Source organism: Streptomyces netropsis, from assembly GCF_014203545.1.
In the GTDB taxonomy this organism is placed as follows: domain Bacteria; phylum Actinomycetota; class Actinomycetes; order Streptomycetales; family Streptomycetaceae; genus Streptomyces; species Streptomyces netropsis.
This window is the reverse complement of record NZ_JACHJG010000002.1, coordinates 671,271-686,883: the sequence shown is the minus strand read 5'-3', so window position 1 is coordinate 686,883 and position 15,613 is coordinate 671,271. Positions and strand designations below refer to the sequence as shown.

10 protein-coding genes are annotated in these 15,613 nt (G+C 71.7%); 3 read left to right on the top strand and 7 right to left on the bottom strand.

Going from position 1 to position 15,613, the window contains the following annotated elements; genetic code table 11:
- Positions 1 to 38 precede the first annotated feature (38 nt).
- From FHS38_RS07260 to FHS38_RS07250, 3 genes are all read right to left on the bottom strand, one after another.
- On the bottom strand, positions 39 to 1,400 hold the full coding sequence (locus FHS38_RS07260; protein WP_184731975.1) for an MFS transporter: 1,362 nt from the start codon (positions 1,398 to 1,400) through the stop codon (positions 39 to 41).
- Positions 1,397 to 2,272 carry an AAA family ATPase gene (locus FHS38_RS07255; RefSeq protein WP_184731955.1) on the bottom strand — a complete coding sequence of 292 codons (876 nt, stop codon included), beginning with the start codon at positions 2,270 to 2,272 and terminating at the stop codon, positions 1,397 to 1,399. Before FHS38_RS07255 ends, FHS38_RS07260 begins: the two co-directional genes overlap by 4 nt.
- 92 nt (positions 2,273 to 2,364) lie before the next feature.
- Positions 2,365 to 2,535, bottom strand: a complete 171-nt coding sequence (locus tag FHS38_RS07250; protein WP_184731953.1) for a hypothetical protein — start codon at positions 2,533 to 2,535, stop codon at positions 2,365 to 2,367.
- Between the two features lie 570 nt (positions 2,536 to 3,105).
- On the opposite strand from FHS38_RS07250, the gene FHS38_RS07245 reads away from it, so the two are divergent.
- Positions 3,106 to 3,390 carry a hypothetical protein gene (locus FHS38_RS07245; RefSeq protein WP_184731951.1) on the top strand — a complete coding sequence of 95 codons (285 nt, stop codon included), beginning with the start codon at positions 3,106 to 3,108 and terminating at the stop codon, positions 3,388 to 3,390.
- Positions 3,391 to 3,407: 17 nt separating this feature from the next.
- Here FHS38_RS07245 and FHS38_RS07240 read toward each other — a convergent pair whose 3' ends face one another.
- Positions 3,408 to 5,750 carry an Orn/Lys/Arg family decarboxylase gene (locus tag FHS38_RS07240; RefSeq protein ID WP_184731949.1) on the bottom strand — a complete coding sequence of 781 codons (2,343 nt, stop codon included), beginning with the start codon at positions 5,748 to 5,750 and terminating at the stop codon, positions 3,408 to 3,410.
- 264 nt (positions 5,751 to 6,014) lie between these two features.
- Here FHS38_RS07240 and FHS38_RS07235 point away from each other — a divergent pair, with 264 nt between their 5' ends.
- Entirely contained in the window at positions 6,015 to 7,697 is a 1,683-nt protein-coding gene (locus tag FHS38_RS07235) for a sensor histidine kinase (RefSeq protein ID WP_184731947.1), read from the top strand.
- Between the two features lie 33 nt (positions 7,698 to 7,730).
- On the opposite strand, the gene FHS38_RS07230 is transcribed toward FHS38_RS07235, so the two are convergent.
- Positions 7,731 to 8,435 (bottom strand): response regulator, encoded by a 705-nt coding sequence (locus tag FHS38_RS07230; RefSeq protein ID WP_184731945.1) that lies wholly within the window; start codon positions 8,433 to 8,435, stop codon positions 7,731 to 7,733.
- 313 nt (positions 8,436 to 8,748) lie between these two features.
- On the opposite strand from FHS38_RS07230, the gene FHS38_RS07225 reads away from it, so the two are divergent.
- Positions 8,749 to 10,041, top strand: coding sequence for a globin domain-containing protein (locus FHS38_RS07225; protein ID WP_229822755.1), 1,293 nt, complete (start codon positions 8,749 to 8,751; stop codon positions 10,039 to 10,041).
- Positions 10,042 to 10,150: 109 nt separating this feature from the next.
- Here the strand turns inward: FHS38_RS07225 and FHS38_RS07220 are convergent, their stop codons facing one another.
- Both FHS38_RS07220 and FHS38_RS07215 read right to left on the bottom strand, forming a co-directional pair.
- Positions 10,151 to 12,373, bottom strand: coding sequence for an NADP-dependent isocitrate dehydrogenase (locus FHS38_RS07220; protein ID WP_184731943.1), 2,223 nt, complete (start codon positions 12,371 to 12,373; stop codon positions 10,151 to 10,153).
- A 160-nt stretch (positions 12,374 to 12,533) separates the two neighbouring features.
- The gene (locus FHS38_RS07215) at positions 12,534 to 15,401 is read right to left on the bottom strand and encodes an NACHT domain-containing protein (protein WP_184731941.1); all 2,868 of its coding nucleotides are present in this window, start codon (positions 15,399 to 15,401) and stop codon (positions 12,534 to 12,536) included.
- Positions 15,402 to 15,613: the final 212 nt, after the last annotated feature.

The following is a 15,613-nucleotide window of genomic DNA, read 5'->3' as shown; positions in this document are numbered from 1 at the left end:
GTCCTCGATCGGTGCGCAGCCGCGGCACGACGGCGGGGTCAGTCCTCCACGTCCCGCCATGTCGTCGACAGCCGGACGGCACGGAAGCCGACACAGCCGGTCACCACCGACAGCAGACCGGACAGCACCAGCAACAGCGCCATGCCCGAGCCCGCACCGGTGCCCACCAGCCACCCGGCCGAGGAGCCGAGCGAGCCGTGCATGGCCGGTTCGAAGACATGGTCGGCCAGGGGGCCGGCCAGCAGCAGGGCGATCGGTCCGGCGGATTCGGTGAGCACCCGCCGGGCGGCGAAGACCCGCCCTTGGATCTCCACGGGAACCCTGGTCTGCCAGATCGTCTGATGGGCCGCCAGGATGAAAGGGAAGACGAACGCCCCGACGAACGAGGTGGCCCACCACACGGACGTGCTGGTGCTGACGCCGTAGGGCAGTTGGCCCAGCAGCCCGGTGACGATGAAGCCCGTGAAGATCACATACAGCGGGCGGGCCCGCAGGATGCCGAACGCCGTGGTCGCCAGACCGCCGAGCACACCGCCCACGCCCGCGGCGCTGAGCACGCCCGCCAGCGCCGCGTTGTTCCCGCCCGTCCTGGCCAGCACCATGGGCGCGAGCAGGACGCCGAACATGCCGGCGAAGAAGAAAGCGAAGAAACACACCTGGAGGGCCAGCAGGCCCCGTTGCCCTGCGATGTAGCGGAATCCGAGCGTGAGATCGGCCCTCAGCCGGGCACCGGCCTTGGCCGTATCTCCTGGTGGACCACCGGCGTCCGAGGGGACGGAGGAGCGCGGGACGCGCACAAGAAGCGTGGCCAGGGCGACCGCGTAGCTGGCGACGTCGACCATGAACACCACACCGAGGCTCGTGGCGGACATCAGGAACGCGCCCAAGGCGGGGGCGACGACTCCGGACACGGAGACCGACAGCGAGAGCAGACCGTTGGCGCGCGCGTACTGTCCTGGTGGCACCAGGGCGGTGATCGTGGAGGTCATCGCCGGGTACTGCAACGTGATGCTCGCGCCCAGCGCCAGCATCGACAGATAGACGTACGCCTCGCTCAGCGCGCCCAGCCCGTACAGCAGCCACAGGCATCCGATGACCAGCGCCCCGAGGAGGCTGCTCAGCACCAGGGTGCGCCGCCGTCCCCAGCGGTCGGCGAGCACTCCTCCGACCGGGCTCAGCGCGACCACCGCGAGGTAGGAACACAGCTCCAGGACGATGATCGGCAGCGCCGCGTGGCTACGCTCCCACAGCCAGACCGTCATGGCGAAATTCGTGCTCGCACTGGCCAGTTGGGACAGGGTGGAGCCGAACCAGATGACGACGAAGGAGACGACGCCCCGTGTTTCCGGGGATCCGGCGGAAGCCTTGTCCCCCGGGTGCCCGGCCCGGGGACGGCTCATGCCGCCCCGTCCGCCACGGCCGCGTAGGCGTGCACGCCCTCCATCAGCCGGTCGAGCGCCACATGGGCGCTCACATGGGCCGTCCACGCCGCGATCTCCGCGTCCAACTCGGGCGAGTGCGCACGCTCCAGCACCTGCTCGGGACCGGTCGGCACCGAGGTGAGCAGCGGCGCCCGGTCGAAGTGCGGGATGACTCCGAGACAGGGCAGGCTCGATCTCTGCTCGAGGATCGGCACGGCCGAGTCGAAATCGCGCGGGTCACCGGCGAAGCGGTTGACGACGAACCCCACCACGCGCCGCCGCTCGGCGGGAGCCATGAGCTCCAGCGTGCCCACCAGCGAGGCGAAAACACCGGTGTGGACGGTGCTGCACACCAGCACGCACGGGGCGTCGACCGCGTCCGCCAGCCACAGGTTGGTCACGTCCCGGTCCTTGAGGTTCAGCTCCACCGGGCTGCCGCACCCCTCGGACACGACGAAGTCGTACCGCTCGGCCAGGCCCCGGTACGCCTTCATGATCTCAGCCCGCCCGCGGTCCGTGCAGACATGCCGGGGCTGGCTGAGCCAGTAGTCGGAACGTCTCCCGCGTATGGACGTCGCGACTCCCTCCGGCGTCACCCACAGCGCGATCGGATTGAGGTCACCGTGGGGCCGCACACCGGCGGCGACGGCCTGGTAGGCCTGGTGGTAGTGGATGGCCCCGTCGGGAGGCGTCGGATAGAGGGCCTCGCCGGGCTGCATCGAGAGGGACTTGAACGGAGTGGTCTTCACACCCTGGTCACGTAACCACCGGCAGATCGCGATCGTCACCAGAGTCTTGCCGACTTCTGACGATGTGCCCAGCACCACCAGGCCGCCATGGTCGTCGCGCATGGTATTCCCCCGCTTGCTTCGACGTCCCCGACAGCTAAGTCGTCCCTCGGCCGGTTCGCAAGTGCTTGCCAGGACAAAGGTGTTCGACACGGTCAGCGGCCGCGTCGGCCTCCGGAGCGCGGGCGCAGCAGCGCGGCCGCCATGACCGCGGGGACGGTGAGCACCAAGGTGAGCGTGACCAGCGAGGTGGTGCGGGTGGGCTGCTCGCCCTGGGACTTGAGGGAGTTGCGGTAGGCGGGCCGCGGGTGGGGGCGGGAGCGCACGGGCGGGACGGGCCGCGGATTCGAGGGCGGTGGGGTGGTGGCGGGTGACGGACGGGACGGCTTGACGCCGATGGGCGTGAGCTCCGGCGGCGCCGGGGCGGGAGCACCCGGCCTTCCGGGCCCGGGAGGCGCCGGTGGGACGGCCGCGGGAGGCGCGGGCGCCGTCGGCCCCGGCCCCGGGGGTGCGGGCGGTGCCGGACGTGCGGGTGGAGCGGGTGCGGGAGGTACCGGGGCGGGCGGACCGGGCGGGACGGGCGCCGGAGGCGCGGGCGCGGGGGGCGCGGGCGCGGGGGGCAACGGCGCCGGGGCCGGTGGCGCGGGCGGAGCCGGGGGGATCGGCACGGGGGCCGGAGGAGCGGGCGCGGGAGGGGGCGGTACCGGGGGCGCGGGGACCGGTGGTGCGGGGGCAGGTGGCGCGGGGGCCGGTGGCGCCGGGGGTTCAGGAGCGGGTGGCGCCGGGGGTCCGGGGGCGGGCGGAGCGGGCGCGGGAGGTGCGGGCGCCGGTGGTGCGGGCGCGGGGGGACTCGGTTTGCGGCAGTTCAGCCATGCTTCCGCGTCGACGGCGAGAACGTGCGCGGTGACGTTCACACACCCCGTACCGCTGTCGACGACCTCCGCCCGCGCCGCGCCGCCCAGGGCGTCCACACCGACGTGCGACGGCGGATGGTCAGGCAGCAGGCGTGGCAGGTCGGTGACAACGGCGTCCACCACCTGCGCACCGCCGACCGAGGCCCGCGCGCCCGCCTCGTCGGCCGCCGCCTCGCCCGTCAGGGCGAGGACGGCAGCCGTCGCCAACGCCAGCACACACCCTGTTCCCCGCCGCCCCGTCACGCCGCACAACCTTCCGAGAGTTGATTCACCACGCCCTCCGGTCAGTGCCGAGAGGCGGCCGAACGATCCGGGCGTACGCACTCGATGAGATAGTCGCCGTTGTCCGGGTCCACGGTCACTCCGTGGGTCTCACTGCGGAATCCGGGGAACTCGCGGTCGAAGGCCTCCAGCGCGCCGAGGTAACGCAGCAGGGGACCGTCGGAGCCGCCGGTGGACTCGCCCGGCATCAGGACGGGGATTCCGGGCGGTGTCACGGTGACCATGGCCGCCGCCACGCGGTCCGCGGCGTCGGCGAGCCTGACCCGCTCGGTGCCCGCCCGGATCAGCTGCTGGTAGCACCACTGGGGTGGCGCGACCGGTTCCGGCAGTTCCTGGAAGGCCGTGTCCAGCAAGGTGACCAGATCGGCCTGGCGCAGGTGGTCGTGCATGGACTGGCACAGTTCCCGCAAGGTCGTCCCGTCATAGCGCCGGGGGTGCTGCGCGAGAAGGCCGGGCAGCACCTGATCGAGCGGCGTGTCGGCGTCGTAGAGCGCCTTGAAGTCCATCAGGGCGTCCAGCAGCGTGCCCCACTTCCCCTTCGTGATGCCCATGGAGAAGAGGATGAGGGTGGTGTAGGTGTCGGTCTTCTCCACCACGATGTTCCGGGTCGCCAGGTAGGCCGTCAGGATCCGGGCGGGGATTCCCCGCTCGGCCGTCTGCCCGGTGGCGTCGATGCCGGGGCAGGTGAGGGTCACCTTGACCGGGTCCAGCAGGGCGTAGCCCTCACCGAGTCCCGGGAAGCCGTGCCAGTCGGCATCCGGTTCCAGCTGCCAGCAGGACGGTTGGTTGCGCAGCAGTTCGGCCGGCGCGTCGGCGAAGGCGTGCGGTTCACCGGTGGCCGGGTCGGTGACGGTCTCGGGCTGCCAGACGCCGAAGAACCAGGCGGGCCGGTCCCCGGCGGCCGCGATGCGCCTGCCGGTGCGGACCACGGCCTGACGGAACCGGACGGCCTCGGTGACGGCCTCGTCGATCAGCCAGTGCCCCTGCGGGCCGTCCATCATTCCGGCGGCCACGTCGAGGGAGGCGATGGCGGGGTAGAGCGGCGAGGTGGTGCCGTGCATCATGAACGCCTCGTTGAAGCGCTCGTGCTCCACCGGGGCCCTGGGCGCGGGCTTGACGTGCACCATGGCGCTCTGGGACAGCGCCGCCAGCAGCTTGTGCGTGGACTGGGTCGCGAAGACCGTGGGACGTTCGGGTCCGCTGAACGTGTCGGGGCCCACGGACATCCCGTAGCGCCCGGCGTAGAGGGGATGGAAGCGCGCGTAGGCGAACCACGCCTCGTCGAAGTGGAGCCGCGGGGTGCTGGGGGCGAGCTCGCGCGCGACGTGCACCGCGTCGTAACAGAGCCCGTCGTAGGTGGAGTTGGTGAGCACGGCGTACTCGGCGTGGGGCGAGCTCGCGCCCGCTGCCAGCGGGTTGCGGGCGATCCGGTCCGCCACCGCCGCCGCCCGGATCTCGGCGGGCGGCAGCGGGCCGGCCAGCCCGTAGCCGTTGCGGGTGGGGACGAGATAGACCGGGCGGGCGCCGGACAGGACCAGGCCGTGCAGCACGGACTTGTGACAGTTGCGGTCCACCAGCGCGATCTCGTCGTGTGCGACGCAGAAGTGACCGACCATGCGGTCCGCGGTGGAGTCACCGTGGAGCACGAAGTAGGTGCGCTCGGCGCCGAAGATCCGGGCGGCGTTGCGCTCAGCGTCCCCGATCGGGCCGGTGTGTTCGAACAGGGACCCCAGTTCCTCGACGGAGATGGACAGGTCGCTGCGGAACAGCCGCTCCCCGTAGTAGTCGAAGAAGGCCCGTCCGACGGGTGACTTCAGGAAGGCGACCCCGCCCGCGTGTGCCGGGGTGTGCCAGGAGTACTCATGGGCGTCGTCGAAGTGCCGCAGCGCCTTGAAGAACGGCGGGAGCACGGCCTCGCTGTAGGCACGCGCCGCGCTGACGATCCGTCCGGCGATGAACGCAGGGGTGTCCTCCAGCGGCCAGATGTAGCCGACCACCGTTTCCGACACCCACAGCGGCAGGCGGTCGAGGTCGTCGTCGGCCTCGTCCGTCATGACGAGCAGGACGGGCAGGTTCTTGAAGCGCCGTCCGATCTGGCGCAACACCGCGGCACCGCCCGGCTCGTCCTTGGCGCTCCCGTCCGGGGCGAGGTCCCATGCCACGACGGCGGCCGCGAGGCCCGCCTCCGTGCGCAGCACCGCCCGCGCGTCGCCCGCGGTCCGCGTCCAGCGCACTTCCAGGCCCTGGGCTTCCACCGCCTTGCGGATCCTGCGCAGCTGGTCGCCTTCGGAGCCCTCGTCCCGTGGGTCCTCGCGCAGCGCGAACAGAACCGTACCGGCGGCCATTTCGTTCCCCCACTCTTGGGATCATCGTGTTGCCCATCGGCCAGTGTCGCCAAGGCCATCCGGGCCGCCCGTCCAGGAGCGGGCAAACCACCCGTCGGAGGGGAGTTGAGGCCCGGAAAGCCGACTGTTTTCTCGAACAACGCGCCTCCGTCGAACACTTGCCGATGGCGGCGTCCTCCCGCCTTTCGGGCGGCCGGGCCCCCGCGCGGGCCTCGCACGGCGCTGGCGTAGGCTGCTCACCAGGCACGGGCCAGGGGAGCAGTCATGTCCAAAACCGCAGATCAGGCACAGTCGGCGCGACGGTCGCAGCCCCTCGGACCGGACCGGGTCCGCAGCCTCCTCGACGCCGTCATGAGTCTGGGACACGGGCTCGAACTGCCCCAGGTGCTACGGGGCATCGTCCAGGCCGCGGTCACGCTCACGGACGCGGAGTACGGGGCGCTCGGCGTGGTCGGCGACGGGCAACGGCTCTCGGAGTTCCTGCCGGTCGGCATGTCCGACGAACTCACGGCGCGGATCGGCCGCACACCCTGTGGGCGGGGCATTCTCGGCGAACTCATCAGCAATCCCGTACCGCTCAGGCTCACCGATCTGTCCCGCCACCCCCACAGTTACGGCTTTCCCGAGCACCACCCTCCGATGCGCACGTTCCTGGGGGTGCCGGTCCGGGTCCGGGACGAGGTCTTCGGCAATCTCTACCTCACCGAGAAGCGGGGCGGGGCGTCCTTCGACGAGGACGACGAGGCGGTGCTGAACACCCTGTCCATCGCGGCCGGTGTGGCCATCGACAACGCCCGTCTGTACCACGAGAGCCGCCGCCGGGAACGCTGGCTGGAGGCCCTCGGCGAGATCACCCGCAGTCTGCTGTCCGGCACCGACTCCCCTTCGGTGCTGCGCCTGATCGCCGAGCGCGCGATGGAGGTCGCGAGCGCCGACCGCGCCGCCGTGCTGCTTCCCGTGCCGATGCCGTCCCCGGCGGAGGGGACGCCGGACAGGCTGATGGTCGAGGTGGCCCACGGTCACGGCGCCGACCGTCTCGGCGGGCTGGTCGTTCCGGCCGAGGGGTCGCTGGCCGGCCTGGCCGCGCGCACCGGGTCCCCGGTGGCCAGCTCCGATGTCCGTACCGATCCTCGGGCGTACCCCCTCGACGAGGACGCGGAGGAGGGGTGCGGCCCCACCGTCGCGGTCCCGTTACGGGCGGACGCGAGGACCTCCGGCGCGCTGCGGCTGAGCCGGCTGGCCGGGCGGCCCGCGTTCGACGACCTCGAGGTGAGGCTGATCTCGGGCTTCGCCGATCAGGCCGCCATCGCCCTCGAACTCGCCCAGCACCGCGCCGAGTCGGAGGAGCTGGCCGTGCTGCACGACCGCGACCGGATCGCCCGGGACCTGCACGACCTGGCGATCCAGCGGCTCTTCGCCACCGGCATGACGCTGCAGAGCGCCACCCGCCTCATCGAGCGGCCGGAGGCGGCCGAGCGGGTCGGCCGCGCGGTGAACGACCTGGACACCACCATCCAGATCATCCGGTCGACCATCTTCGCGCTCCGGACGACCGGGGACGGCGGACCGAGCCTGCGCCGTCGCATGGCCGAGACCGCGCAGGCCGCCGCCCGCACCCTGGGCTTCCCCCCTTCCCTGCGGATCGAGGGCCCGGCGGACACCAACGTCCCGGACGAACTGGCCGAGCACATACTGGCGGTGACGGCCGAGGCCCTCAGCAACGCCACCCGGCACGCGCGGGCCCGCCGGGTGGACGTCGCCCTGGTCGTGGACGACCGCGTGACGCTGACCGTCGCGGACGACGGGGTGGGAGTGGCCGGTGGCGGCCACACCGGGGGCCTGGCCAATATGCGCTCCCGCGCCGAACTCCACGGCGGTTCCCTGACGGTCGAGTCGCGGGCGTCGGGCGGCACCCGCATCGTGTGGCGCGTGCCGCTGCCCGAGTGAAAGGCGGCGGCCGGCCGCCCGTGTGACAGGCGCCTAACGGGCGCCGCGCCCCTCCCGCTGCCCACGGAGGCGGCCCGCGATCTCCGCCGCCTGGACACGTCGGCCCACGCCCAGCTTGGCCAGGAGGGAGGAGACGCGATTCTTGACCGTCTTCTCCGCCAGGAACAGCCGGTCAGCGATCTGACGGTTGGTCAGCCCCTCCCCTATCAGCTCCAGGATCTGCCGTTCCCGGGGCGAGAGCAGGTCCGGCTCGGGCTCCGGCGCCTCCGGGCGCTGCGGCGCGCGCAGCCGTTCCATTACCCGTGAGGCCGTACGCGGATCCAGCATCGACCTGCCCGTGGCCACGGTACGTACCGCGGTCACCAGGTCCGAGCCGTTGATCTGCTTGAGGACGTAACCGGCCGCTCCCGCCATGATGGCGTCGAAGAGGGCCTCGTCGTCGTCGAAGGACGTCAGCATCAGGCAGGCCAGCTCCGGCATCCTCGCCCGCAGTTCCCGGCACACCTCGATGCCTTCGTGATCGCCTCCCTCCGCACCGGGCTCCCCGAGCCGTACGTCGAGGATCGCCACGTGCGGACGGGTGACGGGCACCCTCGAGAGCGCTTCCCGACCGTTGGCCGCCTCCCCCACCACCTCGATGTCCTGCTCCGCTTCGAGGAGATCGCACACCCCGCGGCGCACCACCTCGTGATCATCGAGGATGAAGACGCGCAGGGGCGCGGCTGCGTACTGGTCCATGTGCTGCTCACTCTGTCTGACGGGGCGTCGCGGAATGCCGCTCCACTCGTGGAACTCCCAGTATCTCCGGGCCCGCCGGGGCGGCACGACGGGCCCCGCCGAGCCCGGACGCACCGGTCGGCGTGGCCAGCCCACACCTCCTCGCCACCCGGCGGACAGGGCCGAACGGCCCTGGGGAATAGGGCCGAACGGTCCCTCGGGGGCGTTGCCATACTGACGCCTTCCGCCCGCCGCCCGGGCCGGATCGTCGTACGGGCCCGCTCGCCGGACCCGTCAGTGCGGGGTGCCCACCCGCGTGAGGAGATGCCGACCCGTGACCACCGTCAACGCCGACTACCACGCCCTGCTCGCCCGGCACGACGCGATGCGGCTGCGCCGACAGCTCCTGGCCCCGGGGCAACACCCGGACGGCACCCGCAGCGCGCACGAAGCGGCGCGATCCTACGACGGGGCGGCCGATCAGCGGGTGATCACGGACCATCTCGCACTGGTGACGCCCTTCGACGGCTTGATCTCCCATCTCTATGACGCGATGTTCGCGCAGCGGCCGTTTCTACGGTCGCTGTTTCCCGCGTCCATGGAGTTCCAGCGCATGCACCTCGCGGACATCCTCCGGTACCTGATCGAGAATCTGCACCGCCCGGAGGAGATCGTGGCGGTCTTCACCCGGCTCGGGCGTGATCACCGCAAACTCGGGGTGCGCCCCGCGCACTTCGCGACGTTCGAGGCGGCGCTGCGCGAAGCGCTGCGCCGGGCGGCGGGTCCGCGGTGGAGCGAGGTGATGGAGGGGGCGTGGCTGCGCATGCTGCGCTTCGCCGTGGCGGCCATGGTCGAGGGCGCGGAGGCCGCGCTCGCCGAACCCCCGGCCTGGCAGGCCACGGTGACGGCGCACCAGGTCCGGCGCCCGGGCCTTGCCGTGCTGCGGGTACGCCCGCACGAGCCCTATCCCTACCGGGCCGGGCAGTACGCCTCGGTGGCTTCGCCGCTGCTGCCGCAGGCCTGGAGGCAGTACTCCCTCGCCCGCGCGCCGCGGCCGGACGGCGAGTTGGAGTTCCACGTACGGCAGACCGGAACGGGCGGAGTGAGCGAGGCCTTGGTGGCGCACACCCGGGCCGGGGACACACTGCGCCTGGGCCCGGCGGGCGGCACGATGACGCTCGAGGAGAACCTGACACGCGACGTGCTGCTGGTGGCGGGCGATACCGGCTGGGCCCCCGCCAAGGCGCTGCTGGAGGAGCTGGCAGCACGCCGCACCACCCACCGTGGGGTGCACCTGTTCCTCGACGCCCGCTCCGGGCTGTACGACATCGACTCGCCGACGGACCTGGAGCGCCGCCACTCGTGGTTGCGCGTGGTCCCGGTGCTCGGCGAGGGCCCGGCGACGGACCCGTACCGCCGGCTGGCGGAGGTCGTGGGGCGGCACGGCGACTGGTCCGAGCACGTCGCGTTCGTCAGCGGCCCGCCCGCGCTGGTCGGCGCCACCGTGGACCGGCTCGCCGGTGCGCACCTGCCGGCCGCACGCATCCGGCACGACCCGCTGCCCGCCGCCGCACCGTCGGCCCGTCACCGGACGGCCGTCGGCGGTGCGGCGGCGGGCGACGGTTGATCGGCGGGGCGGGGCAGGCGGCCCGCGCCGACGAAGCCGCCCCGGCCGGAGGGAACTCCGGCCGGGGCGGCTTGGTGTGCGGGCGGCGGGCCCGCCTGTGTCGGGAAGGTCAGCCCAGGGTCGCGATGGCCTGGTTGAACGTCGCCGACGGACGCATGACGGCAGCGGCCTTGGCCGCGTCGGGCTGGTAGTAGCCGCCGATGTCGACCGACGAACCCTGCACCGCGATCAGCTCGTCGACGATGGTCTGCTCCTGCTCGGCCAGCGTCGTGGCGAGGGCGGTGAACGCCTCCGCCAGCTGCTTGTCCTCGGTCTGCCGCGCCAGCTCCTGCGCCCAGAAGAGCGACAGGTAGAAGTGGCTGCCACGGTTGTCGATGCCACCGAGGCGGCGGCTGGGCGACTTGTCCTCGTTGAGGAACGTGGCGGTCGCGCGGTCGAGGGTGTCCGCGAGCACCTGGGCGCGCGCGTTGCCCGTGGTCTGCGCGAGGTGCTCGAAGCTGACCGCGAGCGCGAGGAACTCGCCCAGGCTGTCCCAGCGCAGGTAGTTCTCCTTGACCAGCTGCTGGACGTGCTTGGGCGCGGAACCGCCGGCGCCGGTCTCGAACAGACCGCCACCGTTCATGAGCGGGACGACGGAGAGCATCTTCGCGCTCGTGCCGAGCTCGAGGATCGGGAACAGGTCCGTCAGGTAGTCACGCAGCACGTTGCCGGTGACCGAGATCGTGTCCTCGCCGCGGCGGATCCGCTCGAGGGAGAACGCGGTCGCCTCGACCGGCGACATGATCTCGATCTGCAGGCCGTCGGTGTCGTGCTCGGCCAGGTAGGTCTTGACCTTCGCGATGAGCGTCGCGTCGTGGGCGCGGCCCTCGTCGAGCCAGAACACGGCGGGGACGCCGGTCGCGCGGGCGCGGGTGACGGCGAGCTTGACCCAGTCCTGGATCGGCAGGTCCTTGGTCTGGCACATGCGGAAGATGTCGCCCGCGCCGACCGTCTGCTCGAGCACGACGTTGCCGGCGCCGTCGACCACGCGCACGGTACCCGTGGCGGGGATCTCGAAGGTCTTGTCGTGGCTGCCGTACTCCTCGGCCTTCTGCGCCATCAGACCGACGTTGGGCACCGAGCCCATCGTCGACGGGTCGAAGGCGCCGTTGGCGCGGCAGTCGTCGATGACGACCTGGTACACGCCGGAGTAGCTGCTGTCCGGGAGGACGGCGAGGGTGTCCGCCTCCTGGCCGTCCGGACCCCACATGTGGCCGGAGGTGCGGATCATGGCCGGCATGGAGGCGTCGACGATGACGTCGCTCGGCACGTGCAGGTTGGTGATGCCCTTGTCGGAGTCGACCATCGCGAGCGCGGGGCCCTCGGCGAGCTCGGCGTCGAAGGACGCCTTGATCTCCTCGCCCAGGTCGGGCATCGTCTCCAGGCCCTTGAGGATGCCGCCGAGGCCGTCGTTGGGCGACAGGCCGGCAGCGGCCAGGGCCTTGCCGTACTGCGCGAACGTCTTCGGGAAGAAGGCGCGCACGACGTGACCGAAGATGATCGGGTCGGAGACCTTCATCATCGTGGCCTTCAGGTGCACGGAGAACAGCACGTCCTCGGCCTTGGCACGGGCGATCTGCTCGCCGAGGAACTCGCGCAGCGCCGCGACGCGCATGACGGAGGCGTCCACGACCTCGCCCGCGATCACCGGTACCGACTCGCGCAGGACGGTGGTGGAGCCGTCGTCACCCGCGAGCTCGATGCGCAGCGCGCCGTTCTCGGCGACGACCGCGGACTTCTCGGTGGAGCGGAAGTCATCGACACCCATAGTGGCGACGTTGGTCTTGGAGTCGGCCGTCCAGGCGCCCATGCGGTGCGGGTGCGTCTTGGCGTAGTTCTTGACCGACGCGGGCGCCCGGCGGTCGGAGTTGCCCTCGCGCAGCACGGGGTTGACGGCGCTGCCCTTGACCTTGTCGTAACGCGCGCGGACGTCCTTGTCCTCGTCGGTCTTCGGGTCGTCCGGGTAGTCCGGCAGTGCGTAGCCCTGCTGCTGGAGCTCGGCGATGGCCGCCTTCAGCTGCGGGATGGAAGCCGAGATGTTCGGCAGCTTGATGATGTTCGCGCCGGGAGTCTTGGCCAGCTCGCCGAGCTCGGCGAGAGCGTCGTCGATGCGCTGGCTCTCCTCGAGACGCTCCGGGAAGCTGGCGATGATGCGTCCGGCCAGGGAGATGTCACGGCTCTCCACAGTGACCCCGGCCGTCGAGGCGTACGCCTCGACCACAGGCAAGAACGAATACGTCGCCAGGGCCGGGGCCTCGTCGGTGTGCGTATAGATGATGGTCGAGTCAGTCACCGGTGCTCCGCTCCACGTCTCAACATTGCTCGACATCAAGATATCTCGTGATCGACCCGCACTCGACACGACCCTGCCCTCATCGACGGCGGAAACAAGTCACTCCCTCCGGACCGGCCGCCTCGCAACCGTTCCATCACACAGAGCGACGATCCGGAACTCAACCGTCCCCCGGATCCCTCCCCGCGCCGCGCGGGTCCGGTCGCCCGTCGGTGATGTCACCGTGCACGGATCCGGCCTGGATGACACCCCCCGCGTGCGCCTGCCCCGAGATCTCGTTGTGGATGGTGACGTGCGGACTCCGTGGCGTGGCGAAGTCCACCGGCGGCCGCCAGCGGGCGCCGGCGAAGCGTCGCAGCGCTGCCGCGAGGTCCGGCGGGGCGACCTCGCTCGTGGACAGCGGGAGGACCATGAACCACCCGTCGCCGCTGCGGAAGGATCGCGCGGGCTGCGGCGCACCGGGGTGCGGGCGTACATGAAGGGCGTAGAGCTTGGTGTCCCACTTCCGGCGGATGAACTTGCGCACGGCGACATCCTGCACATCGGCCCAGGCCAGCCGGGCACGGCCGCGGCCCACCCTGAACTCGAGGTACGCCGTGGTCATGCACAGCTCCTGCCGTTGCGGCGGCAGGAGGTAGGCGACGACCATGATCAGGGTCCCGAAGCAGCACCAGAAGAGGAGTCCCATCAGGGCCGGCAACCAGTTGCCGTTCACGCCCGAGCGGATGACCGTCATGACGGCGAAGAACATGACCACCGGCCAGTGGCCGAGGGCGACCCGGCGCCCTCGGCCCTCGGCCCGGAAGATGTGCTCGTCCGTGTGGACGGTCCAGTTCTTGAGCGAGGACAGCGGGGCTCGTTCGGCTTCGGCGAGCACCTCACGGAATCCGGGCGCGGCGGCACCCGCGAACGCGGGCGAGGGCGGGGTGCGCGGCGCGGGGTGGGTGCGTGGCGGGGGTGGCTGCCACGGGGCTTGCTGCTGCGGGGCTCGGGGGGCGATGTTCCCGGTCCTTGCGGCCAGGTGTTCCTGGAGCCGTAAATGACGGAACCGGTACACGCCGCCGCTGCGCTGCAGCAAGCCGCCGTGGTACGCGTCGCGCAGGAACTCCATCAGCGACCAGGGCACCCGCCCCGCGAGCGCCAGGCAGCCCTTGGCCAGCAGCCAGCGGCTCCACAGACTCATCAACAGCAGCATCGCCGAGGCTCCGAACCAGCCGGCGACGGCCCGGGCCGTCCCCGCCTCGAACGTCCCCTCGCCCTCGCGGTACCACCCGTGTGCCCCCTGTCCGATGCCGATCAGCACGGCGACCGTGCACACCGAGAGCCAAGCGGCGGTGCGCTCGCTGGCCAGCACCTCGTCCGGTGTGCTCGCGTCCTCGGTGTCGGACGGGGCGGCGAGCGTCACCATGAGCAGGGGGGCCAGCACGGTGCTGCAGACGATCATCACCACGTACGGGCGGGGGTCGTACGCGCCCGACACCACGAACGTGAACAGCGTGGCCGGAACGACGATCACCGCCGATGCCTTCAGTGCCCGCCCCACGGAGGCGGCCCGGCCGGCCGAGCGCAGGGCCGCACCGATCCGGAAGGGATTGGTGCGTCGGCGTGGCTGCCCTCGTTTGAATCCGAACCACGCTTCCACGGCGATCCATACCGCCATGCCGTGGAGCAGACCGCCCGACAGGGCGAGCTCCAGGCCCCACGCGTGGAATCCCTTCCCTCCGAACACGGACCTGTCCGCCTGCCCGGCGGCGAACCAGCCGACGCCGGTGGACGCGACCTCGGACAGCACCAGGCACACCAGCAGGAGGGCCGGCAGCATCGCCGCTCGCACCAGGGCGGTGCGATGCAGGTCCCACCAGGCCAGCTCGGTGGTGCGGCGAGCGGAGAGGCGGCCGGCGAGGTAGGCGAGCCAGTGCCCGGAGCGGCGTGCGTTCCACTGTCTCGGGGCGTGCAGCCGGTCCGGGGCGTGCGGCTGCTGGGGGAAGACCGCGGGGATGATCAGGTCGAGCAGATGGCTCTCGACGGCCTCCCGCGACAGGAACGGCCGGCGCAGCAGGTCCAGCGGGTCGGCGGGCCGTGCCCCGAATCCCCGGCGGGCCAGCCAGATCATCAGCGGACTCGTCAGTGCTTGCGCGATCGGCCCGTCCGGCTGCTGGTCCACGGCGTCGAGCAGCAGTTTCCAGTTCCTGCGGACCTGGGGTGCGGCGGATCGCAGCAGATAGCCGGTGGCTTCCGCCAGGCCGACCGGCTGGGCCTCCATCACCGCGGCGCGCCCGATGGCCGCCCCCGCCTCCTCCCCCGTGCGGTACTCCCGGGTGCGGGAGGTGAGGACGACCGCGTCCTGCTCGCCGAGGGCCCGGTCGATCTCGCGCACCACCAGGGAACGCCGGTGTTCGGGGAGTTCGTCGAGCCCGTCGAGCACGGGAAGGATCCGCCGGTCCTGGACCAGCCGTGCCGCGGGATGCCGGCCGTCGACCGGCGGCAGACCGGGGTGCTCCTCGGTGATGCGTCTCGCCAGCCAGACGTGGAAGTGTTCCCGGTACGGATCCCATGACTCCAGCGTGAGGACGACGGGGACCGGGACGGGACGCGCGTCACCGCCTTCGCCGTCGTGACGCGCACGCCGGGCCGAAAGGCAACGGTCCGTCAGTTCCAGGGTCAGCAGCACGGCCAGCGTCGACTTGCCCGCGCCGGGGCCGCCCAGGACCACCAGACGGCGGTGGTGCAGCCCCAGGAAGTCGTCCACGACCGTCGTGATCCGGTCGCCGTGGGCGGTAGAGCGCAGAGCCGTCGGCCAGTTCGCCGTCCAGCGCACCGACAAGGGCTCCGCCGACGTCAGGTCCCAGGCGTTCAGCTCCGCGGCCCACTGCACCCGGATGCTACGGGCCAACGCCGACGCGGCACGCTCCACCGGATCGGCGGCGGGCGGCAGGTGCACGGTGACGTCTCCGTGCACGTGCCCGATCTGCAGCACGTACTCCGCCGTGCCCCGCATGACGTTGTGGACGCCCGACTGCTCTGCCATAGCGGCATTGTGGGCTACGACAGCCCTGCCATCGACGGTCTTTCCAGGGGCTGTTGGAACCAGAGACCACTCCAACCCCAGCAGTCACACGCGTAACTGTGATTCCTCCTACACGGAAGGGCACTTGAGGGTGGGAACGGGGGCGGGACGGTACAACGGTGGGCATGCGTATGCGATCAGTGGCATGGGTGGGAAGTCTATTGGCCGCCTTG

Bases quoted from the DNA above. Each gene is read 5' to 3' on its own strand.
- FHS38_RS07260 (WP_184731975.1), bottom strand. From the start codon at position 1,400: ATGAGCCGTCCCCGGGCCGGGCACCCGGGGGACAAGGCTTCCGCCGGA.
- FHS38_RS07255 (WP_184731955.1), bottom strand. From the start codon at position 2,272: ATGCGCGACGACCATGGCGGCCTGGTGGTGCTGGGCACATCGTCAGAA.
- FHS38_RS07240 (WP_184731949.1), bottom strand. From the start codon at position 5,750: ATGGCCGCCGGTACGGTTCTGTTCGCGCTGCGCGAGGACCCACGGGAC.
- FHS38_RS07235 (WP_184731947.1), top strand. From the start codon at position 6,015: ATGTCCAAAACCGCAGATCAGGCACAGTCGGCGCGACGGTCGCAGCCC.
- FHS38_RS07230 (WP_184731945.1), bottom strand. From the start codon at position 8,435: ATGGACCAGTACGCAGCCGCGCCCCTGCGCGTCTTCATCCTCGATGAT.
- FHS38_RS07215 (WP_184731941.1), bottom strand. From the start codon at position 15,401: ATGGCAGAGCAGTCGGGCGTCCACAACGTCATGCGGGGCACGGCGGAG.